Below are 24416 nucleotides of genomic sequence, written 5' to 3' on the forward strand. Positions count from 1 at the left end.
CCGCCCATGACACAACGCATGGGGTACGGCTTCCGGTTCCCGAAATCCCTGTGACAGCCCTCACCTTACCCGGTAGTACGCCCGTAACAAACTCAGGAGTACTCATTGCGCTCCGGGGCGGAAGAACGGCTCGGATTCCTTTCGGTAGCACAGGAATACGGCCCCGCCGGCCAGCACCGCCTGCACGATACCCGCACCGCCCGCGATCAATGCCGCCGGTCCCGCGGTGGCGCCGGATCCGAACAGCGTGCCGATCGCGCCCAGCCCCAGGAAGATGGCCAGACCGGTGAGCAGCGTTCGCGCCCACTGCTTTCCACGCCCCAGCTGATAGACGATGGCGACCCCGGCCCCGAGCAGCACCAGCCAGAACAGAGCGACCAGGCCGAACACCACCAGCACCCACAGCTCCACCTGCTCGAGGGTGATCTCCGGCTGTTTGGCGTGCAGATCCTCGAACTGCCGCTGCGCCAGCTCCTTCCGCTGCCCGAGCTGCGCCAGCATGGACGAGATCACCTGCACCACACCGACCGCCAGCGCCGCGTACCAGAGCTGCGCGGCGGTGCGCACGTCCTGCGGGACCGGCCGCGCGCCCGCCGGTGGAACCATCGAATTCACGATCGGCGTTGCTCGCTCACGCCAGCCAGTGCGCGGCTTCGGTGGCCCAGTAGGTGAGCACGAAATCCGCGCCCGCCCGCCGGATGCCCAGCAGCGACTCCAGCACGGCGGCACGGCGATCGATCCAGCCGTTCTGCGCCGCGGCGGTGATCATCGCGTACTCACCGGAGATCTGATAGGCGGCCACCGGCACCGGCGACCGATCCGCCACCTCGCGCAGGATGTCCAGATACGCCATGGCCGGTTTCACCATGACGATGTCGGCGCCCTCGGCCAGATCCAGTTCCAGCTCGCGCAGGGCCTCGCGGCGATTGGCCGCATCCTGCTGATACGTGCGCCGATCGCCCTGCAGCGACGAGGCCACCGCCTCGCGGAAGGGGCCGTAGAACGCCGAGGCGTACTTGGCGGCGTAGGCGAGGATCCCGGTGTCGGCGTATCCGGCCGCGTCCAGCCCCGCGCGGATGGCGCCGACCTGACCGTCCATCATGCCGCTGGTGCCGAGCAGATCGGCCCCGGTCGCGGCCTGCGCCAGCGCCATATCCACATAGCGCTGCAGGGTCGCGTCATTGTCGACGGCGCCCTCGGCGTTCAGCACGCCGCAGTGCCCGTGCGAGGTGAACTCGTCCAGACAGGTGTCGGCCATGACCACCGTCGATCCGCCGACCTCGCTGACCAGCGCGCGCAGCCCGCGGTTGAGGATCCCCTCCGGATCCGAGGCCTGGCTCCCGTCCGGGTCCTTGTCCTCCGGCCGCGGCACGCCGAACAGCATGAGCCCGCCGACCCCGGCCGTCACGGCCGCCACGGCCGCCTTGCGCAGCGAATCCATCGAATGCTGGAAAACGCCGGGCATCGAGGAGATCTCACGCGGTTCGTCGAGCCCGTCGGCGACGAACATGGGAAGTACCAAGTGCCGCGGCTCCAGCGAGGTCTCGGCAACCAGCCGACGCATGGCAGGAGTGCGGCGCAACCGCCGTGGGCGGTCCATTCCGGTCATGTTCGCATGATATGCCCGCGCCGAACGGCCGGTGCGTGGGGTTCGCCACCACCCGCGCACACGGGGCCGGGCCGTGGCCGGCGACCCGGATGCAACCCCAGCAGGGCCGCCCCGAGCGGGGTGAGGTTGTGATGCACGCTGTTTCGCACCCGGATGCTGGCCACCAGCCCGGCTGCGCGCAACACGGCGGCATGTTCGCTGGCGGTGGCGGGTGAGACGCCGAGCCGCTGGGCCACCAGGCTGGTGCTGCCGCCGTCGGCGATCGCCTCCAGGACGGCGGCGCGGGTGCGGCCCAGGAGAGCGGACAGGTCGCGGCTGAGCATGGTCGGCACGGGCACTCCTCTCTTTCGGAGACCGGCCGCGTCGTACACCCCTCCGGTACGACGAGGCCGGTCGCAGTGATGAACCGGTCCGGGCCGTGAAAGGTTGGGTGCGAATCCCATTGCTCCGCGCGCGGCGGCGTCGCTCCGTGCGACGCAGCGGTTTCGCCCACCACCGAAAAGGGTGGACGCGGCGGGTGCGATCGGTGAGGCTGCGACCATCAGCCGAGTGAAACGAGGGGGTACGGCCATGAGGAGTGAGGGGGCGGCGCTGCGCGACGCGGCATTCGAGGCGCTGCTGGGTGAGGTGCTGCACGAGTGTGCCCGCGATCCGTTGTTGCTGGTCGAGGCGGTGGAAGCCGGGAACGCTCTGCTCCGGATCGCGCGGGTGCCGTCGCCGGCGCCGCCGGGGCTGCGGTCGATCGATGCCGCCGCCGTCCCGCAGCGGGACACCTTCGACGAAATACTGGTGGAGGCCTTCGAATCCGGCAGTGAACGCCTGATGGGGTGGACGACCAAACAGGTCGGTGATCGCGGCGATGCGGAGGACATTCTGCAGACCGCGCTCATGCGCATCTATGCCCGGCATCCGGATATCTCCGACGTCGAGGAAATGCGCAGCTATCTGTGGGCGACCGTCAAGAATCTGGTTCGCGATTCCTGGCGGCGCGCGGCCGCGGACCGGGATCGCCTGGACCCGGACGGCGACGAGCGCATAGCCGAACTCGCCGAGCGGGCCGAACTGCCCTTCGACGATCTGATCACCCTGCGGCACTTGCTGATCGCGGCGCTCGACCAGCTGCCGCGGCGCGAGCGCGAGGCGGTCGTGCTGCGCACCTACGAGGGCAATACCTATGCGGAGACGGCCGAGATCATGGGTTTGTCCTCGGGCACGGTGAAGGCGTACGTGCACAGTGCGTTGGCGAAGGTGCGGGCCGGGCTGAACGAGGTCGCATGATCACCGGCACGGGCGGCCCCGATCGGCTCCGGGCGGCAGCAGTTCGTATTCGGCGGCGGTGAATTCGCGATCGCTGATGGCGCACAGGCGCGCCAGTATGTTCTCGCGATCCAGATTCAAGGTGAACAAGCCGTTTCCGGTGATCACCAGGCCGGTGACGCCGACTCGCGCCACCCAGGCCCGCAGATCGGAGCCCGGCAGTTTGCCGCTCACCAGGGTGCCGCGTCCGGCGTCCATGATCTGGATCTTGCCGTTCGCGTGGCCGACCACCACCAGTCCGCTCGGGGTGCGTTCGATCAGCGAAGCCCAGGGAATGGGGACCGGGGCGGGCACGATTTCACCGGTTGCCGTATTCCAGAGCTCGACGCGGCGCTTGGCGGTCCAGATGTAGACGTAGGGAATGTCGAGGGTTTTGAAGGCGGCGTCGATCCAGCCCGTGGTGCCGCCGGACATGCGCCGGATCGGGCGCGCCGCCGCGCTGTCCCACACCGTGATCTCGCGCGGGCTGAAGATGGCGAGATCGTCAGGGGCGGTGCCGTTCTGCCAGGCCCAGGCTTGTTCGACGACGACGGCGAACTCGTCGCGGTCGCGCCAGACCTGTTGCGGCGCACCGCCGGCCTGCCCGGTGCCCGCGTGCCAGCGGGTCACGTATCCGGCGTGCAGGACGGCGACCAGATCGTCGCGCAGCGCCGTCACGGACACATTGGGGAGCGGGACCGTCGAATCCCGGTACTCCTGCGGCAGCGGCAGCGGAATCCGGGTGACGAGGCGCAGCTCCGGAATCGAATACACCAGCAGCTCATGGGAATCCAGACCGGCGACCACATAGCGGTCGTCGGCGGTGATGGTCATCTCCGAGACGCTCGCCTCCGGCGGTATCGGCAACTGCACGGTGGCGGGCGGCCCCACTCGCGGATGGACCTCGCGCACCTCCAGCCGCCCGGCGCCGGAATAGTATTCGGCCACATAACGGCTGTCCGCACTCCACGTGAGCAGGGTCGGCGGCCCGCCGAATCCGGCGCGCGGATCCAGTTCGGCCGCGGACGCGTGCCGGGTGAGATCGTCCGCGCCGATGACGAAGAGTTCCGGACCCGACGTGCCCGGCCGCACGATCCAGGCGGGCTTACCGGTGGACTGGTAGCGCGCCTGTACCGCATAACGCTGCCGAGTAATGGTGTCCACCAAGTGGATCAGCTGGAACAGCGTGCTCTCGGGGGCATAGGAGACGATCACGTAGCGGCCCGTCTCGTCGCGGTCGACCGTCGCCCCGGCGGGCGCGGAAACGCAGGCCGCGCCCGCTCCCCACGATGTCGGCCCGGACGGTCCGCGGATCACCACATCGCCGAGTTGCCCGTCCGGACAGTTCACTATGACGCCGCGCGCGTCGTCGCCGGGTCCGAGTTCGACGACTTTACCGGTGGCCGAGCGCAATTGGTACCGCTGCGCGCCGCGCTCGTCCACGGTCAGCATCCAGGTCTCGCCGGTCTCCGAATCGACGTGCAGCGGAAGCAGATCCGCCGGTGCGCTCGCCGTATACCCGGCGATCCGCGCGGGCGGGTCCGCCTTGGTGTCGAAGGTCTCGACCGTATCCGGATCACCCTGATCGGTCACCGGCCGGTGCCGATGCCCGACCGGCCGCGGCGATCGGTGCGCATCGTACGAGACGACCAGGTACACACCATCATCGGAGAACTTCACCGCGATCGCGGTCGGCACCCCGGGCTCCTCGTCCTGGCGCACGACCACCGGACCCTCCCGGCGTGCCACATTCCACAGCTGAATCCCGCCCCGGCTGTTCACCGTCGCCAGCTCGGCCCCGTCGCCGCTCAGCTCCAGCGACACCACATCCCGCGCCGGCAGCCGCCACGGCTGGTCACCGCCGTCGAGCAGCCCGGGCCACACCGTCACCGTGCCGTCGATATCGCCGGTCGCCACCACCGATGCGGTGTCGTCGGCGGCCACCAGCCGCACATCCCGGCCCAGTCCGGTCCGCACCGAGACCGCCGAGGCCATCCGGATCTGCTGGGTGAACAGCGCCGATTCGACGGTGTGATCGTCGGGTGCGAGCCGGGCGGCCGCCTGCGCGAATTGCAGCGCCAGGGCCGGCTGCGAATCCGCCAGCTGCAGTGACTGTTCCGCGAGCGCGATGCCCGCGAGCGCACGCAACGCCGCACCGCGCTGAGCGCCGGTGCGATAGGCCAGTACCGCCGTGCTCGCGGCGACCAGGGTCACCACGGTGAGCACGGCGGTGATCACCCGCCAGCGCCGCACCTCGCGCCGCCGGACGCGGATTCCGGTGGAAATGTAGTCGCGCAAGGGATCCGGGATATCGTCCGGCCGCCGGGCCAGCCACTCCTCGGCATCGGAGAGCGCGCCGCCGCGCAGCAGGCCGCCGTCGTCGCGGTCCCGCGCCACCCAGGTGCGGCGCGCACGCTCGGCGCGCCGCTGCCAATCCAGGAAATCGCGGTCGGCTTCCAGCCATTCGCGCAGTCGCGGCCAGTTGTCGATGAGCGACTGGTGCGCCAGCTCCACCAGGTCGGCGTCATCGGTGCCGCGGCCGGTGACCACCAGTCGCTCACGCGCCAAACGGCCTGCGACAGGCCGTAATTCGGGTTGGTCCCGCATGGACACCGGCACCCGGACGAAGCCGTCGCCGCGCGGCGCGGCCAGCGCGGTCAGCAATCGGCGCACGGCCGGAGCGCCATCGGCATCGGTGAACTGCCCGTACACCCGCTCCGCGCGGCGCGCGATGGATCCCGCCGCGCGCCCCACCCGCTCGTAGTCGGTGAGCGTGAGCCGCCCGCCCTCGCGTAGCTCCCACAATTCGGTGAGCACCGATTCCAGCAGCGGCAGGCCGCCTGGTTCGCCGGCGGTGTCGTCGACCAGGCGTTCCACCAGGTCATCGTCGATATCCACACCGGGCGCGTGGGTGGCCGGGCCCCGGATAGCCTGGCGCAGCTGCTCGCGGCCCATGGGCGGCAGGCCGATGGCGGCGCGGTCCAGCGCGTGCCCGAGGTCATCCCCGGACAGTGCCTCCATCACCTCCCAGCGCAGCGTGAGCAGCACCCGGACCGCCGGATCCTCGGCGCGTTTCAGCAAGTCCCGGAAGCGATTCCGCGCTCGCTCCGGTTCGGCGGCCACCAGCTCCTCGAATTGGTCGGCCACCAGCACCACCTTCTCCCCCGGCGGCAGTTCCGGTGCGGCCCAGCCGGTGTCGGCGCTCAGATATTCGACGCGCACCCCGGCGGCCCGCAGCCGCGGCGCCACACCCGCCATCACCAGCGAGGATTTCCCGACGCCCGAGCGGCCGACCACCGCCACCAGCGGCAGATCGCGCAGCGCGTCCACTACCCGCGTGACCTCCGCGGCGCGGCCGTAGAACAGGTGGGAGTCGTTCTCCCCGAACGGTTCCAGCCCGCGATAGGGATTGGGCAGCAGCGCCGGATCCAGGCCGAGCACCTCGTTGACCGGAATCATGAAAGCGGTGCGGGTCAGTCGCCGCCGGTCCACGGCGACGGCCATGCCGACCACCGCCTCACTGCCCGCATCCCAGACCGGCGATCCGCTGAAGCCGCCGGTGATCGGCTGGCTACCGCTCGCGCCGTGCAACTGCATCCAGCCGATGCCCTGCGGCGCACGGAATTCGCCCCAGACCCAGACGCCGTCGGCCAATTCACTGGGAAAACCGACAGTTCGGAACTCTCTGCCCCACGGCCGATCGGCCCGCCACAGCGGCGGCGGCGCGACCTCCCCGAGCGCCTCGCCGTCCATCTCCAGCACCGCGATATCGCCGCGCCCGTCCGGCCGCACCGGTTCCCACCGATGCACACGCGCGGTGATCCGCGGCGCGCCCGGCAGCAGCGGAAAGTCCACCGCCACGTGCGCCGTCCGCACGTCCGCGCCCGCCTCCACGGCCGCCGCCACCACATGCGCACAGGTCGCGATGTGTCCGGGCCCGATCACGAATCCGGTTCCGACCGTCTCCCCCGACCGATCCATCACCCGGGCCACCGCGGCGCTCAATCGCCCAGCGCCGGGAAACACCCCAGACATACCGGACAGAATCTCAACTCCCGCGACAGCGCGCAGCGGAACCTCTCGAAAGTGATTGTGAGCAGCGGATTTTGTCGGTGGTCGCCGGTACAATCGAAGATGTGTTCGATGGGCTCGCATCGATATCGGAGTGATGGGAGCCCTGGTGACGACAGGAGGATTGGTCGTGCTCGCAGCCGTAGCAAATATTTCCGATCGAGCGGCAGCCGTGCCCAAGAAGGGGGACCTGATCGATCACGCGTGGCGGCCGCTGGCCAAGCAGCCACTGCCCGCGGGCCGGCCGCGGACCTGGTACATCGCGCACAACCGGCGACTCAAGGCCATGCGCCTGGCCATCGCCCTGCTCGATGCCGGCGCCTTCAGCCCGGACCAGGCCAGCAATGAAAAGATCCGCGACACCGCCGATTTCATCGGCGTGCACTGGCCTTCGGACGCCACCTGCCGCATGGTCCGCCGCATGATGGCGGCCCAGCGCTGAGCCGCGCCCGGCGGCCCGCGGAGGCGGATGCGTGAGGGGCACATGCACCTCGGCGGCTCCCGCCAGGGCGAAAACAGGCCGTGCCCCGCACCTTCGGGTGCGGGGCACGGTCGCGTCGGCTGTCGCGGCCTCGGCCGGAGTTGTCGCAGCCGGAACGAATCCGGCGTCAGCGGCTGCGGCGGCTCTTCTTGCGCGGCGGCGGCAGCAGGCCCTCGGCGCGCAGGTGGGCGGCATGCTCGGCCAGCGCCTCGACGAGCGGGCCGACCTGCGCGACCTCGGGCTGCACATCCACGCGCAGGCCGAATTCGATTGCCGTCTCGGCGGTCTTGGGGCCGATGCACGCCACAATCGTGCGGGCATGCGGCTTGCCGGCAATGCCGACCAGATTGCGCACGGTGGAGGACGAGGTGAACAGCACCGCGTCGAACCCACCGGTCTTGATCATCTCGCGGGTCTCCGCCGGCGGCGGCGAGGCCCGCACGGTGCGGTACGCGGTGACATCGTCGATCTCCCAGCCGCGGTCGCGCAGACCTTCGGCGAGGGTCTCGGTGGCGATGTCCGCGCGCGGCAGCAGCACCCGGTTGACCGGATCGAAAACATCGTCGTAGGGCGGGAAGTCGGCCAGCAGGCCCTCGGAGGACTGCTCACCGCTGGGCACCAGCTCCGGATTGATGCCGAAGGAGCGCACCTTCTCCGCGGTCGCCTCACCCACGCACGCGATCTTCACACCGCTGAAAGCGCGGGCGTCCAGGCCGAATTCGCCGAACTTCTCCCACACCGCGCGCACGGCATTGGTGGAGGTGAACACGACCCACTGGTAGCGGCCGTCGACCAGGCCCTTGACCGCGCGCTCCATCTGCGCGGGGCTGCGCGGCGGCTCCACCGCGATGGTCGGCACCTCCATCGGAATGGCGCCGTGCATGACGAGCTTCTCGCTCATCTCGCCGGCCTGCTCCTTGGTGCGCGGCACCAGGACCGTCCAGCCGTAGAGGGCGCGGGACTCCCACCACGAGGTCTTGGAGCGCTTCTCCACCTCCTTGCCGACGGTGACCACGAGCGGGCCGACCATTTCGGAGGCGGCATTGTTGAGCGTCGCCAGGGTGGCGTCGATGGTGCGCTGCTGGCGGGTGGTGCCGCGCACGGTGACCGCGACCGGAGTCTGCGGGGCCATGCCGTGCTCCACCAGCGCGCTGGCGGTCTCGGCCAGATGGCCGGAGGTGGCGTGCAGCACCAGCGGGCCGGGGGCGGCGGCGACGGCGGCCCAGTCGACCTCGCCGCGCACATCCACCTCGGTGTGGCTGGAGCCCAGTTCGATACCGGCGTAGGCCGGCACCGTGGTGCCCGCCGACAGACCCGGCAGCACCTCGAACATCATGTGCGAGCGGGTGACCGCATTGACCTCCGCGATAACCGAGTCCGTGGTCAGCGGGTCGCCGGAGACCAGGCGCACCACATCGCTGCCATTGCGGGCCTCGGTGATCAGGGTTTTCGCGACCTCGGCCGGATCACCCAGGGCCGGACGGACATCGACGGGACGCTCGCCGTCGGGGCCCGGCTCCACCGCGGTGCCGATCAGGGCGAGCACGCCCTTGTCGACATCGGGATCGGTGAACGCCAGCGTCGCCCGGCCGAGCACCTCGCGGGCCCGCACGGTGAGGAGCGCCGGATCACCCGGTCCGGACCCCACGAAAAGGATCCGACCGGGGTGCTTCTTCGCGGAGCTGCGGCTCATCGGTGATTCTCCATTGGGCTGGGATTGCTGCTGGTCTCGGTGTGCTCTCCGGTGTCCGTGACCCCTGATGACGGGTCTTCCTCTGTGACACTGAGCAAGTCGCGCGCCCCCAGCTCCAAGAGCTCGCGCGCCAATGCGCGGCCCAGCTCCTCGGCATGCTCGAGCGAGCCGACCGCACTGGCCCGGATCACATCCGAGCCGTCGATCGCCGCCGCGCAACCGCGCAGCGACAACTCCTCCACCACCCGGCCGTCATCATCGAGCGATTCGACGACCTCGGCCAGCGCACCGATCGGCGCGGTGCAGCCGGCCTCCAGTTCGGCCAGCAGCGCCCGCTCCGCGGTGATCGCGGCACGGCTGCCGGCATCGTCGAGAGCGGACAGGATGGTCACGAGTTCGGTATCCACGCTGCGGCATTCCACCGCCAGCGCGCCCTGCGAGGGAGCGGGCAGCATCTGCACCGGCTCCAGCGCCTCGGTCACCGCGTCCAGGCGATCGATGCGGGCCAGCCCGGCGCGGGCCACCACCACGGCATCGAGTTCGCCCTTGGCGACCTTGGAAAGTCTGGTGTCGAGATTGCCGCGCAGCGGGACGATTTCGACGCCGAGGCCGAGGGCCTTCAACTGCGCGGAACGGCGCGGGGCGGAGGTGCCGATGCGCGAACCCGGCGGGAGCTCACCGAGCACCAGGCCGTCGCGGGCCACCAGCGCGTCGCGCGGATCCTGCCGCGGCGGAATGGCGGCGATGGTGAAGCGCTCGTCCTGCGCGGTCGGCAGATCCTTGTAGGAGTGCACGGCGATATCGACATTGCCCGCGGCCAGCTCATCGCGCAGGGCGGCGGTGAACACGCCCACGCCGATCTTCTGCACCGGATCCATGGACTGGTCGCCGGCGGTCTTCACGATCACCAGCTCGGCCTGCTGGCCGTGGGCGATCAGCGCGTCGCGCACATGCCCGGCCTGGGTGAGAGCCAGCAGTGAGCCGCGGGTGCCGATCCGCCAGGGGGCGTCAGTCGTTCCGCGCACTCTCGTCGTCTCCAGCTGTTCGTCGTGCACCATCGCTCCGGTCATGCGGTCGGCCCCTCATCCCCTGGGTGGGCGGCGGTGAAATCGTCGGCCAGGTCCCTGGCGATCTCCATCGGAGCGGCAACCGCCTGCGCCGCACCCGGTTTCAGCTCGAAAAGCTCCCGCAGCGCCTCGGCGTAGCTGTCGCCGCCGGGCGTCGAGGCCAGCTGTTTGACCCGCACCGTCGGCGCGTGCAGCAGCTTGTCCACCACCCGGCGCACCGTCTTGGCGACCTCGTCGCGCTGACCCGCGTCCAGGCCCGGTAGTCGGGAATCCAGGCGCAGCATTTCCGCCTCGACCACATCGGCGGCCATCTGCCGCAGCGCCGCCACGGTCGGCGTCACCTCGGCCATGCGCTGTCCGGCAAGGTATTTGGCGAGTTCGTCGGCGACGATGGTGCGCGCGGCGGCGGTGTCGTCGGCGGCCGCGCCGGCCGACGGATCGCGCTGCAGCGTCTCCATGTCGATGACGGTGACCCCGGGCAGCCCGGCCACCGCATGATCCACATCGCGGGGCAGGCCCAGATCGCAGATGACCAGCTGGCGGCTCGCGCCCGGAGTGGCCAGCGCGCGATGCACATCGGCGATGCTCACCACGGTGCCGACCGCGCCGGTACAGGTGACCACGACCTCGGCGGCCGCCATGGCCTCCACCAGCTGATCCATGGCCATGGCCTCGGCCGCCACCCCGTGCATGGCGGTGGCCGTATTGGCCAGGCGCTGTGCGCGTTCCAGCGTCCGGTTCACCACGATGATGCGCTCGACCCCGGCCCGCGCCAGCTGCGCCACCGCGAGACCACCCATGGCGCCCGCGCCCAGCACCAGTGCGGTGCGCCCGGCCAGCGGGCCCAGCACCAGCTGCGCCCGATCCAGCGCCACGGATACGACCGAGGCGCCCGCGCGGTCGATGCCGGTCTCCGAATGCACCCGCTTGCCGACCCGCAGCGAATGCTGGGCAAGCTCGTGCAGCGTGCGACCGGAGGCCTGCTGCGAATCCGAGGCGGCGTAGGCGGCGCGAATCTGGCTCAGCACCTGCTGCTCGCCGACGACCATGGAATCCAGGCCCGACGCCACCGCGAAGAGGTGCTCGGCGGCGGCCTCGGCGTAGCGGACGTAGGCGTGCTTGGTGAGCTCGGGCAGCGGCAGCCCGGAATGCTTGGTCAGCAGTTCGCTGATCTCACCCAGCGCGGGGTGGAAGGCGTCGACCACGGCGTAGATCTCGACGCGGTTGCAGGTGGAGACGATCATCGCCTCGGACACGTGGCTGGAGGCCAGCATCTTCTCGGTCAGCTTCGGGCGGTCGTGCTCGGTGATGGCGACCTTCTCCAGCACCGCGACGGGCGCGCTGCGATGCGAGATCCCGACGAGAAGCACACTCATGGCTGGACCACCGCTCCCTTGCTGGTTGTCTCCGGGTGAAACGCGATCACACCCACGGGATCACCCGAGGCCGCCGCGTTCATCTCCTCCGCGGCTTCCGCACTGCGGGCCCGCTCGAAGGACAGCAACTGCATCTCCACGGCCAGATCCACCCGCCGCACCTCGACGTGCGCCGGCGCGTCCAATGCGACCGGGGAGAAACTCAGAATGTGGTGCACACCCGCGGCGACCAGGCGATCGCAGACGCCCTGCGCGGCCGCGTCCGGGGTGGTGATGACCGCGATGGTCGGCTCCAGCGCCGCCACCGCACCTGGCAATTCGGCTACGTCGCGCACCAGCAGCCCGCCCACCGAGGTGCCGATAATGTCGGGATCGTTGTCGAACAGGCCGACCATGGCGAAACCGCGGCGGCGGAAACCGCCGTAGCCGACCAACGCGCGGCCCAGGTTTCCGGCTCCGACCAGCACCACCCGGTGCCCTTCGGACAGGCCGAGCACGTCCTCGATGCGGTCGCGCAGCTTGATGACGTCATAGCCGACGCCGCGAACTCCATTGGGCCCGAGGAAGGAAAGATCCTTGCGCAACTTGGCGGAACCGACACCCGCCGCGACAGCCAGTTCCTCACTCGATACGATGGCTACACCGTCGTCGGCGAGTACGGCGAGGACGCGGAGATAGGTGGCCAATCGGGCCACCGTGGCCTGCGGGATGTCCTTCTGCAGAGCCCTGCCGGAGACGCCACTCGGCGGCGTCTCATGCTGCTCTGTCACGTCGCTTGCGCTCCTCGTCCGGCCGGGTAGGTGTCCGGGTTCTTTTCTCGACCCGACGCCGGGAGACCGTCGCGGGGCGGTCCTGCAGGCGAGGTCGAGTCAGGTTCAGGGGGTCGCTTCCGCTGCCCGAGAAGGCGGGTTGCGTGCCACCACCGTAACCGCTTGTGAACCCATGCACAAAGTCGGTGAATTCAGTCACTTTGCAGCGGGCTCCGGCGCCAGCCTCATTCAACCCTTTGCGGGCTTAACCCGCTACGCAACGCGCCGGTAACTCCCCCGAGGGGGAAGGGAGCAGATTCTTGGGGGCTACGCCCCCAAACCCCGGGAGAAAGAAGAGATATTGGGGGCACGGCCCCCAAACCCCCGGCTGGGGCGGAGCCCCCCAAACCTCACGGGGCGGCGCCCCCGCCAGGCCGAGGGGTCGGCCCCGATCCTCTTCACCCTGGCAGGCCGGAGGCTTGGCCCCGATCCTCCTCACCCCGGCAGGCCGGAGGCTTGGCCCCGATCCTCCTCACCCCGGCAGGCCGGAGGCTTGGCCCCGGCTCGCCCCCGGAGGGTAAGGGGTTTGGGGGCTTAGCCCCCGCTCCCTCTTTCACCTCGCCAAATCGGCGCGCAATCGGGGTTCGTCGACGTCGAAATAGCTGTGTTCGCGGCCGTCCAGCAGGACCACCGGGAGGCGGTCGCCGTATTCGGCGCGGAGGGCGGGGTTGGTGGCGGCGGCTTCGTCCACGTCCAGGGTGGCGACCTCGATACCGAATTCGGCGCAGATCGGGCGCAATTGGTCGAGGGCTGTGGTGCAGAGCCCGCAACCGTTGCGGGTCAGCAGGGTCACCTGGTGTGTGGCTTCGCTCATAACCGACATTTAACTCCCCGTTATGTCGATCGCCGTCTACGTTCCGGCCACCGACGGGCGTTACTGTTGAGGATGCCGGTGCATGCACCAACCGGATTGGACTCGGGCTACTGAATGTGTCGGCCAAGAACAGGCGGAGGTACTGGTGCCGGAACGATCGAAAGAGGCGAGGACGGGTTTGATCGCGGGCCGATTCGGTGAATTCGCGCCCCGGTGGGCGGAGGGTCTGCAGGACCAGTTCACCCGGATCACTCGCAGTCCGTTCGGTCCGAGCGAGGAAGAGGTCCGCGCCAATCTGGCCGGTGAGGCCAGCGCCGACGCCGCCCTCGCCCTGCACGATGTCGAACTCGCGCTGCACGAGCACGACGAGCCCCCGGTCCCGCGCGATCTCACCGCGGCCGCGTTCTTCGACGTGGACAACACCATGGTGCAGGGCGCGTCCATCGTGCACTTCGCCCGCGGCCTGGCCGCCCGCAAATACTTCAAGACCTCCGACCTGGTCGACGTCGCCTGGAAGCAGGTGAAATTCCGGGTCACCGGCAAGGAGAGCCGCGCCGATATGGCCAGCGGCAAGGAAAAGGCGCTGTCCTTCATCGCCGGCCGCTCCACCGCCGAACTCGCCGCCCTCGGCGAGGAGATCTACGACGAGATCATCGCCGACAAGATCTGGCCCGGCACCCGCGCCCTGGCGCAGATGCATCTCGATGCCGGACAACAGGTTTGGCTGGTCACCGCCACCCCCGTCGAACTGGCCCAGGTCATCGCCAAACGACTAGGCCTCACCGGCGCGCTCGGCACGGTCGCCGAAAGCCGCGACGGCGTCTTCACCGGCCGCCTCGTCGGCGACATCCTGCACGGCCTCGGCAAGGCGCACGCCGTCCGCACCCTCGCCATCCGCGAGGGCCTGAACCTCAAGCGCTGCACCGCATACTCCGACAGCCACAACGACGTCCCCATGCTCTCCCTGGTCGGCACCGCCGTGGCCATCAACCCCGACGCCGACCTCCGCGAGGTCGCCAAGAACCGCGGCTGGGAAATCCGCGACTTCCGCACCGGCCGCAAGGCCGCGAAAGTCGGCGTACCCACCGCCCTGGCCCTCGGCGCCGCCGGAGGCGCGGCCGCCGCCGTCCTCTCCCGAAAACGGGACGCCAAAGCAAGCTGAAACAAGAAGAGGGTTCGGGGGCCACGCCCCCGAACCCCCGACAGACTTGGGGCGAGACACCCGACCGGGTTGAGCCGAAACACCCGACCGGGTTGAGCCGAAACACCCGACCAGGTTGGGCGAAGCACCCGACCGGGTTGAGCTGAAGCACCCGATCGGGTTGAGCCGAAGCACCCGACCAGGTTGGGCGAAGCACCCGACCGGGTTGAGCTGAAGCACCCGATCGGGTTTGGGCGAGGCGCCCGACGGGGTTGGGCGAAGCGCCCGACGGGGTTTGGGGCGGAGCGCCCGACGGGGTTTGGGGCGGAGCCCCAATAGGGGGGTCTGGGGGCTTAGCCCCCATTCCCCTCCTCACCTAGCCGGTGAATGGATTTCGGCGCTTGGTCAGGTTCTTGTAGAGCGTCCCCTGAATGGTTTCCCGGACCTGGTCGGTGATTTCGAACAATGTCATCGGATCGTCGGCGGCCTCGGGTTCGTACCCGCCGGTGGAGATGGGCTCACCGAATTCGATGTACCACTTGGACGGCAGCGGAATCGCGCCGAGCGGACCCAGATGCGGGAACATCGGCGTCACCGGGAAATACGGGATACCGAGCAGTCGCGCCAGCGGCTTGAGATCGGCCAGCTTCGGGTAGATCTCCTCCGAGCCCACGATCGAGCAGGGAATGATCGGCACCCCGGTCCGCACCGCCGCCGACACGAACCCGCCGCGCCCGAACCGCTGCAGCTTGTAGCGATCACCGAACGGTTTGCCGATGCCCTTGTACCCCTCGGGGAACACACCCGCGACTTCCCCTGCGCGCAACAGCCTTTCGGCATCCGCCGGGCAGGCCAGGGTATGCCCGGCCTTGCGCGCCAGTCCGCCGACGATCGGCATCTCGAACAGCAGATCGGCGGCCAGCAGGCGCAGCGCGCGCTGCTTGGGATGCCGATCGTGCACCGCGAGCTGCAGCATGAGCCCGTCCAGCGGCACCGTCCCGGCATGATTGGACACGATCAGCGCCCCGCCCACTTCCGGAATGTTCTCGATTCCGGAGACCTGCACCCGGAACCACAGCTCCGACAGCGGCCGCAGCATCGGCAGAATCACCGATTCCAGAAGATGCTCGTCCAACCCGAATTCATCGACCTGGTAATCACCGGTGATCCGGCGGCGCGCGAAATCCGCGGTGCGGCCGACCCCCTCGGCCAGCGTGCCGCGAATGAGTTCGCCCAGCGATTTGGGCCGCCGCTCTTCGGCGTCGGCGAGCCGATCGGTCAGCGAGGTCACCGGCGTCAGCGCTTGTTCGCCGGGCCAGACGCGCGCCGGGCGGTGCCGCGCCTCGAAATCCACGTCGTGAAGACGAATCACCTTCGCTACATCACTCATTGGTGTGCTCCCGTCCCGGCCCCGAGCAGGCCGAGAAGTCTGTTCTCTGCGGCGTCGATCCAGCGGGGATCGATCACGGGCCGCAACGCTGCGCCCCCTATGAAATCGTCGAAGGCCTGCACCGTGGTCCAGCGCGGCTGAAATCCGAGTTCGGTGCGCATCCGGGTGGTGTCCAGACCGCAGCCGAAATGGAAGTAATCGATTTGTTCGGCGGTGAACTCCCGCATCACCGGGCCCATGAGTGTGCGCCCGGCGGTGCGGAAAATCGAGTACGGGACCGGTAATTCGATCCGGCCGGCCCGCCGGATGGCCTGCGACAACGCCATGGCGCCGTCACCGGCCACGTTGAAGGTACCGCCCGGTGCGCCCAGGGCGGCGTGGGTGAGCACGGCGATGGCGTCCTCTTCGTGCAGCAGCTGCATCCGCGGATCCCGGCCCAGGATGGTGGGGGTCACCGGCGAACGGAAATACTGCACACCGCGATTCGCCAGCTGCGGCCCCACGATCGGCGGGAAACGCAGAATCGCCGTGGAGATATCGGGCCGCCGCCGCGCCAGGCCGCGGACGAAGCCCTCCACCTCGATCATGTCCCGCGCGAACCAGCCGCGCGGCGGGGTGCGCGCGCTCATCTCCTCGGTGAATTTCACCGGATCCTTGGCACTGCACCCGTAGACGGCGGACGAGGACCGCACCACCACCCGGCGCACGCTGGAAGCCTTGCGGCACACCGCGAACAGCTGCATGGCACCGAGCACGTTCATATCCTTCATGGCGGCTCGGCCACCGCCGGACGGCGGGCGCGACAGCGCCGCGGGATGCACCACCGTGTCCACCTGATGCCCATCGATCACCTTGCGGATCAACGGATTTCGAATATCGGCGCGCACGAATTCGGCGCGGCCCATGCGGCGCAGCAGCTCGCGGCTGGGCTGTTTGGCGTCCACGGCGATGACCGTCTCGATGGCAGGATCGGCCGCCAGCCGGGCCACCACATTGCCGCCGAAGAACCGGCTCGCACCGGTCACCATCACAACCTTGGGCGCCTGCCCGTCCCGAGTGCCCGAACCCACCGCACCGGATGCCAACTCGCAGCCCCCATTTCTGTTATTCCCGCGCTCCAAGGGTAACCGCGTCGATGGGGCTCACCGAAGAGTATTAACCAGGATCTAACGATGAGTTCGGTCACCCGCAAAAAAGCGAAAGCCCGTCACCGAGGTGACGGGCTTCCAGCTACCGCTGTGCTTACTTGCCGAGTTTACGACGCTGAACACGCGTGCGGCGAAGCAGCTTGCGATGCTTCTTCTTCGACATGCGCTTGCGGCGCTTCTTGATCACAGAACCCATAGGGTTGTTCCTCGCGTTCTACTCGGGTCATCCCCGCGTCCGCGGGGTGCACACTTCCGACCCTGCACAGTCCTTACCCGATACGGGCCGATATGGACCCGACGGCACCACCGGCACGTACAGGATGCCGGTCCATGTTACCGGGCCACTATCCGGCGAACGAAACGGGTCTGGACTGGGCCACCTGGCCCTGTCGTCTCACCCCGCGTCGAAGTAGGACGTCTCCAGGTAGTCGTGCACCGCCTTGGCGTGCACCCGGAAGGAACGCCCCACCCGCACCGCGGGCAGCTCTCCCGAATGCACCAGCCGGTACACCGTCATTTTGGATACCCGCATCAGATTTGCCACTTCGGCGACGGTGAGGAACTGCGTTCCTCCGCCTATGACAGATCCTGCGGTGATTGGGCTGTTTCCGGACCTCGCTTGGCTGTTTCCAGACATCATTGCGCCACTGACCTCCGGCACGTCCGCGCCGCCGGCTTCCCCACCGGCGGAACAGACACGCACGTGCTCCTTGAAGCTTAGCGGGACCAGTGGGATTGCTGCGACGGGTGTGAGAAATCAGCCTTTGCTGTGGGCGAGTCGGCCTCGGCAGCAAACTAGCAACCGAGCGGTACGCCGCCGTCCGCATAGCCGCTGGCAGCGCGACCGCCGTACCGAATAACGTTAGTCCGCGGCAGCGCCCTGTTCGGCGGAACGGCGTTTTGCGGCATTGAGGGCCTCGTGGAAGGCCGAGCGCACCGCGCCCCGCTCGAGTTCACGCAAGGCGGCGGCGGTGGTGCCGGCGGGCGAGGTGACCGCCGCGCGCAATTCCACGGCGGACTGGCCGGACTCCTCGAGCAGCGCGGCCGAGCCGAGCATGGTCTGCACGACCAGCTGGGTGGCCACATCGCGGGTCAGGCCCAGGCCCACCGACGCGTCGATCATGGCCTCGACGACCAGGAAGAAGTACGCCGGGCCGGAACCGGACACCGCGGTCACCGCGTCCATCTGCGATTCGCTGACGGTCACCACCTTGCCGACCGACTCCAGCACCTCGGTCACCAGCGCCAGCTGCTCCGGGCGGGTGTAGCGGCCGGGGGCGATGGCGCTCATGCCCTGGCCGACCAGCATCGGGGTATTGGGCATGACCCGCACCACCGGGAAGCCGGCGGGCAGTTTGGCCTCGAACCGGGTGGTGGGCACGCCCGCCGCCAGCGACATGAGCACCGCCTCGCGCTCCTGTTCGCCGATTTCGGCCTTCTGCAATTCGGTGAGCACGCCGTCCACATCGTGCGGTTTCACCGCGATCACGATGAGATCGGCGCCGATCGCGGCATCGGCGATTTCATCGGCGACCCGAATCCCGAATCGCTCCGCCAGCAATTCCGCGCGCGCCTTCATCGGCTCCACCGCGACCAAATCCTTGCTGGCCCGCCCGGATTCGAGCAGCCCCGCGATCAACGCCTCGCCGATCCGGCCGCCGCCGATCACCGCAATCCTCGTCATAGGCTTCTAGGCTAGTCCGCGCGCGCCGGGGAACTCGCACGGGATTGCACCACACTCATCGATGGTCCGGCCACGTGCGGCCGCTCCGGGAATGCGCCGCGATCACCACGATCACCAATGCCGCCAGCCCGCCCGCGAACACCAGCACCGCCGAGGGCGAACCGCGGTCCACGATGACGCCGCCGGTGAGCGCGCCGAGGGAGAAGGTGGCCTGGAAGGACGCCGTGAACAGCACCGCCGCCGCTTCGGGCGTCTCGGGTGCGGCCTTGACGAACCACGTCTGCGTCGCGACCGGGACCGCGCCGTAGCCGATTCCCCAGACGATGAGCAGGGCCGATGCGCCGATTTCCGAGCGGCCGAGAATCGGAAGCAGCAGCATGGCGGCGGCGAGCAGGGCGGCGACCACGCCGAAGGCCAGGCGCGGCCGCTGTGCGACCGCCGTGCCGCCGAAGAAGTTTCCGGCCAGACCGGCCACGCCGTAGACCAGCAGCAGGACCGTGACGGCGCCGGAATCCACGCGGGTGACCTGTTCGAGAAACGGTGTCACATATGTGTAGGCGCCGAAATGCGCGAGCACGATGAGAAATGTCAGCAATAGGGCATAACGGATATTCACGCCACGAAACAGGCCGCGCAGCACGGTGACTCGGGTCGCCCGGCCGCCGGGCAGCGACGGCAGGAATACCAGCAGCATGCCGAGCATCGCGGCCGACAGCACCGCGAGCACCACGAAGGTCATCCGCCAGCCCGCGAGCTCACCCACGAAGGTGCCCGCGGGAACACCGACGACCGATCCCAGCGGCACCGCGGCGAAGATCGCCGAATTGGCCCGCGCCACCGCGGATTCCGGCACCAGCCGTGCGGCCAGCCCCGCCGCGATCGACCAGAAGCCGCCGATCGTGATGCCGACGAGCACCCGCGACGCCAGCACCACCCAATACGCGGCCGCCACCGCCACCAGCACATTCGCCAGCACCAGCAGAAATATGAACAGCCCCAGCATGAGTCGGCGATCGATGCGCGCCGTCGCCACCGTCACCACCGGCGCGGCCACCGCCGCCACCAACCCGGGCATGGTCATCATCAACCCGGCCATGCCGTCGGAAATCGTGAAATCACTGGCGATCGACGTGAGCAGGCCGATGGGCAGAATCTCGGTGGTGATGATCGCGAACAGCGCGATGGTCACCGCGGCGACCGCGAGCCACCCCCGCCGTGATCGCGCGGGTACGAGAGTCTGGGGAGAGATCAGAACCGTGGGCACGCAGCCCAGTCCACCAACACTCGCGGCGCAGGTCCGGCGGGTTTCCGACACCACCGTGACGCCCGAATCCCCACGCGGCGAAGCGATTCGACCCGCACGTTCACATCACCCTCCGTGCACGAAGCCGCCATCACCGCGGCGGACCGCCGAGCGTCACCCCGGCGAACCGCCGAGCGTCACCCCGGTGAACCGCCGAGCGTCACCCCGGTGAACCGCCGAGCGTCACCCCGGTGAACCGCCGAGCGTCACCCCGGCGGACTGCCCAGCGTCATCCCGGCGGGCTGCCCGTCGTCATCCCGGCGCGTCTTTCGCCGGGATCCATACGCCCAGTGCGCCAACACATGCGGTGGATTCCGGCCAAAAGCATGACGGAATGACGACTGGCGGGCGACGCCGCGACCGCTGGCCTTGTCCAGCGCAATTGCTGGCCTTGTCCGGCGCGATGGGCGGCCTTGTCCGACGCGATGGGCGGGCCATGTCCGACGCGATGGGCGGGCCATGTCCGACGCGATGGGCGGGCCATGTCCGACGCGATGGGCGGGCCTTGTCCGGCGCGATGGGCGGCAAGGGCCCGCGAGTACGGCTATTGCGCTTGCGGAACCAGGGCGAGCTGGCGGCTCTGGGCGACCAGCGCGCCGGTGGAGTCGATGACGAGTTGGTCCTCGTCGAACATGCGGCCGCCGACTTCGCGGCTGTGGGCGATGACGCGGAGCCAGCCGGGGGCCGGGCGGCGGCGGAGGTAGGTGGTGAGCTGAACGGTTGGGGCCCAGCCGAAGTGACCCAGGTTCATGGGGACCGGCGGGGACATGTCGGCGGCCATCATGGCGAAGTAGGCGGCGACATCCGGGTCCTGTTCGTCACCGGGGCGGGGGCGGATCCACAGGCGCAGCCGGGGTTCGGACTGCTCGCCGGTGAGGAAGCGCGCCCACTTGGTGTCGATGGCGGCCGCAGAGCCCTGTGCCACATGGACGATCTTGCCCATGGGGTTGTTCTCGTCGTAGGCGAGTGCGTCGGCCGGGGGCTCGGCGGGCATATCGCCGGCGTGGTCGGCGGTGTAGGCCGGGGTGGTGTCGTCGAGGTGGCTGAAGGTGAACGCGGTGTGCACGAGGGTGCGGTCGTTCTGGATGAGGCTCGCGTCGATCAGGCAGATCTGGCGGCCGATCTTGCGGGTGCGGACCTCGTACTCGACCACGCCCGGATCGGGGGCGCCCAGGAAATCGGTGCTGGCGGCGATCGGGAACATGGCGGCATGGTCGGGGGCGGTGCGGCGCAGCCATGCGGTGGCCGCCGCCGCGCTGCCCGCGACCATGGTGCCGCCGTGCAGCTTCGTGCCGATGGTCCAGGTGGGTTCGATGACACCGGCGAATCGGCCGATGCCCGGATCATCCGAGGACAGCGCCTCCAGCGCGCACACCCGGCTGAAGGGTGCGTCGTCCACGCCGCTGGCCTGCTCGAGGTCGACGGTCAACTCCGCTGTCATCCCGCTCGGTCCTTCCAACTCTCGGTGCTCTCCGGGGCTTCGCCCCCGAACTCCCCGCTCGCGGGGTGTCCGGGGTTCGGTCCGACCCCGGTGGCTGATCCGGGGTTTATACAGCGTACAAGCGGAGCATGCCGGATGGTCCGTGGGATGAATCACTCAGCGGCTACACCGGGTAGCGCCGCAACCCCTCCTCGCCGGAGACATTGCGGATCATCTGGCGGAGCACCTTCACGGTGGTGACGTAGTCGGCATCGTCGATGCCCGCATGGATCGCGGCGCGGATGGCCGGCAGGTCCGCCTTGACCGCGTCGTGGGCACGGCGGCCGGGGTCCGCCAGTCGCAGGCGGCCGTCCGCGTCGCGGGCGAGCAGGCCACGGGCGACGAGATCCTCGGCGTCGGGTTCCGGGCGGTCCTGCGGGAGCAGATAGGTGCTCATGCGCTCGGTCAATTCGGCCAGGGTGAGGCCGGATTCGGCCTCGGCGGCCGTGGCCAGATCCTCCGGGTGCAGGTTGCGGATGATCCAGTACTGCGGCTGAGTGAGGCCGAGGTCGGCCAGCCGGCCGCGGATGAAGGCGATGACTTCGGTGTGGGCGGCATCGGTCCACATGCCGATGGGGAGACGGGCCAGCGTGGCGTCGTCGAGGTCGGTCGTCTGTGTCATGACAACCACTGTGCACCCTCAACCATTGTTGAGGTCAACCGCGGTGTGCGCCAGAGGGTTCCGGTTCGGGCGCCGCGGCCGGTTCGACGTCGTTGAGGTGCTTGCGGGCGAATTGGAGGGCGCGGTTGAGCATGGCGGCGCGGTCCATGGTGGTGCGGGCCGTCTGGGTGTTGACCTCGATGACGGCCTGGCCGTCGAAACCCTTGTGCACCAGCATTTCGCAGAGTTCGGCGACCGGCTGGGTGCCCTCGCCGGGGATGAGGTGCTCGTCGGTGGCGGCACCGCGGCCGTCGGCCAGGTGCAGGTGGGTGAGGCCGTCGCCCATGCGGTTCGCCAGGGCGATCGGGTCCATTCCGGCGGTCGCGGTGTGCGAGGTGTCCAGGGTGTAGTGCCGGAAGCCGCGGTCCGTCGGGTCGTAGGAGGGGCTGAAGGTGGTGATGGACGGCCCCGGGCCGCCGCGGCGCTCCAGGCGGCGGATGGAGGTGGAGCCGCGGCCGAACAGGGTGTCGGCGCGCATGGGGAACATGTTCTCCACGGCCACCGCCACCGGGCTCGCGCTCTCCAGTTCGGCGACCTGTTTCGCGAAGCCCTCGGCGTAGCGGCGCTGCCAGCGGAACGGCGGATGCACGACAACCGTTGCGGCGCCGAGCGCTTCGGCGGTGTGCACACTGCGGGTGAGTTTGGCGACCGGATCCGAGCCCCAGACCCGTTGCGAGATCAACAGGCAGGGTGCGTGAATCGCCAATACCGGCACCGAATACTTGTGCACGAAGGACTGCACGGTCGAGATGGACTGACTGGCCGGTTCCGCCCACACCATGAGTTCGACGCCGTCATAACCCAGTTCGGCCGCATAACGGAATGCGGCCTCGGTGTTTTCCGGATACACCGATGCGGTCGACAATCCGATCCGGACTTCCCCACGGCCCGGATTTCCGGTGTTCGCCCCCTGCGCGTTATTCCCCACTGCCCGCTCCCTGCTCAGTTCGTACTGAGTAGAAAGGCTAGCGGTCCCAGCGTCACGAAGACGCCTACGACAACAGCAATCACAGTGCTGAAAATGTCATCGGTCCGCCGCAGCACGCGCACGAGTGCGACCAGGCCCAGGATCACGATCATGGCGAGCATGAGGGCAACCCACGGGAGCACCTCCCACATGCGCTCGAAACCCTTGAACAGCAACATACCCGCTACCGCTGCGCCGGTGCTCTGCCCGGCCAGCACCAGCCACTGGCGGCGGTTCTCGTCCTCCTCGGAACGGCCCGACGGGCGGGCAGGTGCGCCGGCGCGGGCGGTGAACCGCGCGGTGAGCGCCGACAAGCGCCCGGCCAGGGAGGTATCGGGCTCGTCGTCGTAGTCGTCGTGCTCGTCGAGCGGCTCGTACACATCGGTGTACCGATCGTCGTGCTCCGGTTCGGCGACGGCCGGGCCGCCCTTGCCGCGGCGGCGCGAACCCGCGGCCCGCCGGGCGCCGCCGCGTCGCGACTCGCGTTCGGCGCGCTCGTCCTCGCGGTCGGCGGCATCGCGTAGCAGATCACCGGCAACCGTCTCGCCGGAGAGCAGCTGCTGATCCTGTTCGGCGAGCGACCAGCCCGACTCCGGATCGTGATCGTGCTCGTCGTGTGCGGCGGGTTCGGGCGCTTGACGTCTTCGCGCCGACCACGCGGGCAACCCGTTCGGGGCCCCGTTGCGGCCGCCGCGCTCGGCCCGGTCGTCGGGTGCGGACCACTCCTGGCGCGCGGCGCGCTCGTCCCGCCACGGCTCGTCGAGCCGCCCACGCGGATCCTGACGGTCGTGCGGGTCCTGCTGCCACGACCGATCCTGTTGCCACGGCTGATCCCGCTGCCACGGCTCCTGCTGATGCCAGGCCTCCGGCTCGCGCACTTCCGCCTGACGCTGCTCGTCGGCATGCCGGCGGGCCGAGCGCGACAGCGGCGGCGCGACGGGCGCCTGGGCCTGCACGGGATCGAATCCCGGGGCGCGGCCCGGAGTGCGCGGTAGCGGTCCGGGTTCCGGCACCGGCGACCAGGCGGGTGCGCTGTCGCGGCGGGCCTGGGCGGCGGCGTCGGGGCGGAACGGCCGCACCTCGGTGGTCTCGTCGTCGGGATCGAAGCGGCGGCGGCGACCGCCCTCGCCGCGCGGTGCGGGTGCGGGCGGCTCCGCCTCGTCGAGCCCGGGCAGCGCGAAGTCCGCATCCAGCGGATCGGGCTTGCGCCGGCGACCGCTGCGCGGCTGGTCCAGGCCAGGTCCGGAATGTCCGTTGGCGGACGGTGTTTCGAGGGGCGCCCAGTCCGATCCACCGGACCAGTTGTAACCGGCCGGCTCGGGTAGGGACGGCGGTTCGGGCACGGATTGCTCGCCGGGGGCGAGCGGGTCGTAGTACGAGATCGGCCCGGAGAGCGGGGAATACACCGGCTCCGGATCGGGTACCG

Annotated in this window: 22 protein-coding genes; 3 read left to right on the plus strand and 19 right to left on the minus strand. The window is 69.4% G+C overall.

Features of this window, described 5'->3' with window-relative positions:
- Positions 1-102: 102 nt before the first annotated feature.
- The 3 genes from ACYQ5L_RS35930 to ACYQ5L_RS35940 are packed head-to-tail and all read right to left on the minus strand — an operon-like array spanning position 103 to position 1941.
- Positions 103-606 (minus strand): hypothetical protein, encoded by a 504-nt coding sequence (locus ACYQ5L_RS35930; protein WP_459962661.1) that lies wholly within the window; start codon positions 604-606, stop codon positions 103-105.
- A gap of 25 nt (positions 607-631) precedes the next feature.
- Positions 632-1609, minus strand: coding sequence for a porphobilinogen synthase (gene hemB, locus ACYQ5L_RS35935; RefSeq protein WP_459962662.1), 978 nt, complete (start codon positions 1607-1609; stop codon positions 632-634).
- On the minus strand, positions 1606-1941 hold the full coding sequence (locus ACYQ5L_RS35940) for a winged helix-turn-helix domain-containing protein (RefSeq protein WP_459962663.1): 336 nt from the start codon (positions 1939-1941) through the stop codon (positions 1606-1608). The genes hemB and ACYQ5L_RS35940 overlap by 4 nt, the downstream gene beginning before the upstream one ends.
- Before the next feature lie 238 nt (positions 1942-2179).
- Between ACYQ5L_RS35940 and ACYQ5L_RS35945 the strand changes: the two genes are divergently transcribed.
- Positions 2180-2887 (plus strand): RNA polymerase sigma factor, encoded by a 708-nt coding sequence (locus ACYQ5L_RS35945; protein ID WP_459962666.1) that lies wholly within the window; start codon positions 2180-2182, stop codon positions 2885-2887.
- Here ACYQ5L_RS35945 and ACYQ5L_RS35950 read toward each other — a convergent pair whose 3' ends face one another.
- Positions 2888-6940: an nSTAND1 domain-containing NTPase gene (locus ACYQ5L_RS35950; RefSeq protein WP_459962667.1), complete on the minus strand. Its 4053-nt coding sequence runs from the start codon at positions 6938-6940 to the stop codon at positions 2888-2890.
- Between the two features lie 166 nt (positions 6941-7106).
- Here ACYQ5L_RS35950 and ACYQ5L_RS35955 point away from each other — a divergent pair, with 166 nt between their 5' ends.
- The gene (locus tag ACYQ5L_RS35955) at positions 7107-7418 is read left to right on the plus strand and encodes a hypothetical protein (protein ID WP_459962668.1); all 312 of its coding nucleotides are present in this window, start codon (positions 7107-7109) and stop codon (positions 7416-7418) included.
- A gap of 166 nt (positions 7419-7584) precedes the next feature.
- Here the strand turns inward: ACYQ5L_RS35955 and ACYQ5L_RS35960 are convergent, their stop codons facing one another.
- The 5 genes from ACYQ5L_RS35960 to ACYQ5L_RS35980 form a co-directional block, all read right to left on the minus strand.
- A complete protein-coding gene (locus ACYQ5L_RS35960) occupies positions 7585-9150 on the minus strand; it encodes a bifunctional uroporphyrinogen-III C-methyltransferase/uroporphyrinogen-III synthase (protein WP_459962669.1) in 1566 nt (521 codons plus the stop codon).
- The gene (gene hemC, locus ACYQ5L_RS35965; protein ID WP_459963644.1) at positions 9147-10208 is read right to left on the minus strand and encodes a hydroxymethylbilane synthase; all 1062 of its coding nucleotides are present in this window, start codon (positions 10206-10208) and stop codon (positions 9147-9149) included. Before hemC ends, ACYQ5L_RS35960 begins: the two co-directional genes overlap by 4 nt.
- An 8-nt stretch (positions 10209-10216) precedes the next feature.
- Complete coding sequence (locus ACYQ5L_RS35970) at positions 10217-11593, minus strand: glutamyl-tRNA reductase (RefSeq protein WP_459962670.1); 1377 nt, start codon at positions 11591-11593, stop codon at positions 10217-10219.
- A complete protein-coding gene (locus ACYQ5L_RS35975; RefSeq protein ID WP_459962671.1) occupies positions 11590-12363 on the minus strand; it encodes a redox-sensing transcriptional repressor Rex in 774 nt (257 codons plus the stop codon). Before ACYQ5L_RS35975 ends, ACYQ5L_RS35970 begins: the two co-directional genes overlap by 4 nt.
- A gap of 592 nt (positions 12364-12955) precedes the next feature.
- A complete protein-coding gene (locus tag ACYQ5L_RS35980; RefSeq protein WP_459962672.1) occupies positions 12956-13216 on the minus strand; it encodes a glutaredoxin family protein in 261 nt (86 codons plus the stop codon).
- 145 nt (positions 13217-13361) lie between these two features.
- Between ACYQ5L_RS35980 and ACYQ5L_RS35985 the strand changes: the two genes are divergently transcribed.
- Complete coding sequence (locus ACYQ5L_RS35985; protein ID WP_459962673.1) at positions 13362-14378, plus strand: HAD family hydrolase; 1017 nt, start codon at positions 13362-13364, stop codon at positions 14376-14378.
- A gap of 355 nt (positions 14379-14733) precedes the next feature.
- On the opposite strand, the gene ACYQ5L_RS35990 is transcribed toward ACYQ5L_RS35985, so the two are convergent.
- The 10 genes from ACYQ5L_RS35990 to ACYQ5L_RS36035 form a co-directional block, all read right to left on the minus strand.
- Positions 14734-15747: a lysophospholipid acyltransferase family protein gene (locus ACYQ5L_RS35990; protein ID WP_379201065.1), complete on the minus strand. Its 1014-nt coding sequence runs from the start codon at positions 15745-15747 to the stop codon at positions 14734-14736.
- Positions 15744-16868, minus strand: coding sequence for an NAD-dependent epimerase/dehydratase family protein (locus ACYQ5L_RS35995; RefSeq protein ID WP_459962674.1), 1125 nt, complete (start codon positions 16866-16868; stop codon positions 15744-15746). The genes ACYQ5L_RS35990 and ACYQ5L_RS35995 overlap by 4 nt, the downstream gene beginning before the upstream one ends.
- Positions 16869-16989: 121 nt before the next feature.
- A complete protein-coding gene (locus ACYQ5L_RS36000) occupies positions 16990-17091 on the minus strand; it encodes a 30S ribosomal protein bS22 (protein WP_003402602.1) in 102 nt (33 codons plus the stop codon).
- A gap of 198 nt (positions 17092-17289) precedes the next feature.
- Positions 17290-17535: a helix-turn-helix domain-containing protein gene (locus ACYQ5L_RS36005; RefSeq protein ID WP_154790969.1), complete on the minus strand. Its 246-nt coding sequence runs from the start codon at positions 17533-17535 to the stop codon at positions 17290-17292.
- A 222-nt stretch (positions 17536-17757) separates the two neighbouring features.
- On the minus strand, positions 17758-18579 hold the full coding sequence (proC, locus tag ACYQ5L_RS36010; protein WP_459962675.1) for a pyrroline-5-carboxylate reductase: 822 nt from the start codon (positions 18577-18579) through the stop codon (positions 17758-17760).
- Positions 18580-18634: 55 nt separating this feature from the next.
- Positions 18635-19843 (minus strand): MFS transporter, encoded by a 1209-nt coding sequence (locus tag ACYQ5L_RS36015; RefSeq protein WP_459962676.1) that lies wholly within the window; start codon positions 19841-19843, stop codon positions 18635-18637.
- A gap of 583 nt (positions 19844-20426) precedes the next feature.
- Positions 20427-21323 carry a thioesterase family protein gene (locus ACYQ5L_RS36020; RefSeq protein WP_459962677.1) on the minus strand — a complete coding sequence of 299 codons (897 nt, stop codon included), beginning with the start codon at positions 21321-21323 and terminating at the stop codon, positions 20427-20429.
- Positions 21324-21486: 163 nt separating this feature from the next.
- Positions 21487-21984, minus strand: a complete 498-nt coding sequence (locus ACYQ5L_RS36025; protein WP_459962679.1) for a MarR family transcriptional regulator — start codon at positions 21982-21984, stop codon at positions 21487-21489.
- Positions 21985-22018: 34 nt separating this feature from the next.
- Positions 22019-22894: a sugar phosphate isomerase/epimerase family protein gene (locus ACYQ5L_RS36030; protein ID WP_459963645.1), complete on the minus strand. Its 876-nt coding sequence runs from the start codon at positions 22892-22894 to the stop codon at positions 22019-22021.
- Between the two features lie 71 nt (positions 22895-22965).
- A complete protein-coding gene (locus tag ACYQ5L_RS36035) occupies positions 22966-24396 on the minus strand; it encodes a hypothetical protein (protein WP_459962681.1) in 1431 nt (476 codons plus the stop codon).
- Positions 24397-24416: the final 20 nt, after the last annotated feature.

The sequence above is a fragment of the Nocardia sp. IFM 10818 genome (assembly GCF_054655275.1).

What these genes read in the sequence shown, in the direction of transcription:
- ACYQ5L_RS35930 (WP_459962661.1), bottom strand. Translation starts at nt 606, where the DNA reads ATGGTTCCACCGGCGGGCGCGCGGCCGGTCCCGCAGGACGTGCGCACC.
- hemB (WP_459962662.1), bottom strand. Translation starts at nt 1,609, where the DNA reads ATGACCGGAATGGACCGCCCACGGCGGTTGCGCCGCACTCCTGCCATG.
- ACYQ5L_RS35945 (WP_459962666.1), top strand. Translation starts at nt 2,180, where the DNA reads ATGAGGAGTGAGGGGGCGGCGCTGCGCGACGCGGCATTCGAGGCGCTG.
- ACYQ5L_RS35950 (WP_459962667.1), bottom strand. Translation starts at nt 6,940, where the DNA reads ATGTCTGGGGTGTTTCCCGGCGCTGGGCGATTGAGCGCCGCGGTGGCC.
- ACYQ5L_RS35960 (WP_459962669.1), bottom strand. Translation starts at nt 9,150, where the DNA reads ATGAGCCGCAGCTCCGCGAAGAAGCACCCCGGTCGGATCCTTTTCGTG.
- hemC (WP_459963644.1), bottom strand. Translation starts at nt 10,208, where the DNA reads ATGGTGCACGACGAACAGCTGGAGACGACGAGAGTGCGCGGAACGACT.
- ACYQ5L_RS35970 (WP_459962670.1), bottom strand. Translation starts at nt 11,593, where the DNA reads ATGAGTGTGCTTCTCGTCGGGATCTCGCATCGCAGCGCGCCCGTCGCG.
- ACYQ5L_RS35980 (WP_459962672.1), bottom strand. Translation starts at nt 13,216, where the DNA reads ATGAGCGAAGCCACACACCAGGTGACCCTGCTGACCCGCAACGGTTGC.
- ACYQ5L_RS35990 (WP_379201065.1), bottom strand. Translation starts at nt 15,747, where the DNA reads ATGAGTGATGTAGCGAAGGTGATTCGTCTTCACGACGTGGATTTCGAG.
- ACYQ5L_RS36000 (WP_003402602.1), bottom strand. Translation starts at nt 17,091, where the DNA reads ATGGGTTCTGTGATCAAGAAGCGCCGCAAGCGCATGTCGAAGAAGAAG.
- ACYQ5L_RS36005 (WP_154790969.1), bottom strand. Translation starts at nt 17,535, where the DNA reads ATGATGTCTGGAAACAGCCAAGCGAGGTCCGGAAACAGCCCAATCACC.
- proC (WP_459962675.1), bottom strand. Translation starts at nt 18,579, where the DNA reads ATGACGAGGATTGCGGTGATCGGCGGCGGCCGGATCGGCGAGGCGTTG.
- ACYQ5L_RS36020 (WP_459962677.1), bottom strand. Translation starts at nt 21,323, where the DNA reads ATGACAGCGGAGTTGACCGTCGACCTCGAGCAGGCCAGCGGCGTGGAC.
- ACYQ5L_RS36025 (WP_459962679.1), bottom strand. Translation starts at nt 21,984, where the DNA reads ATGACACAGACGACCGACCTCGACGACGCCACGCTGGCCCGTCTCCCC.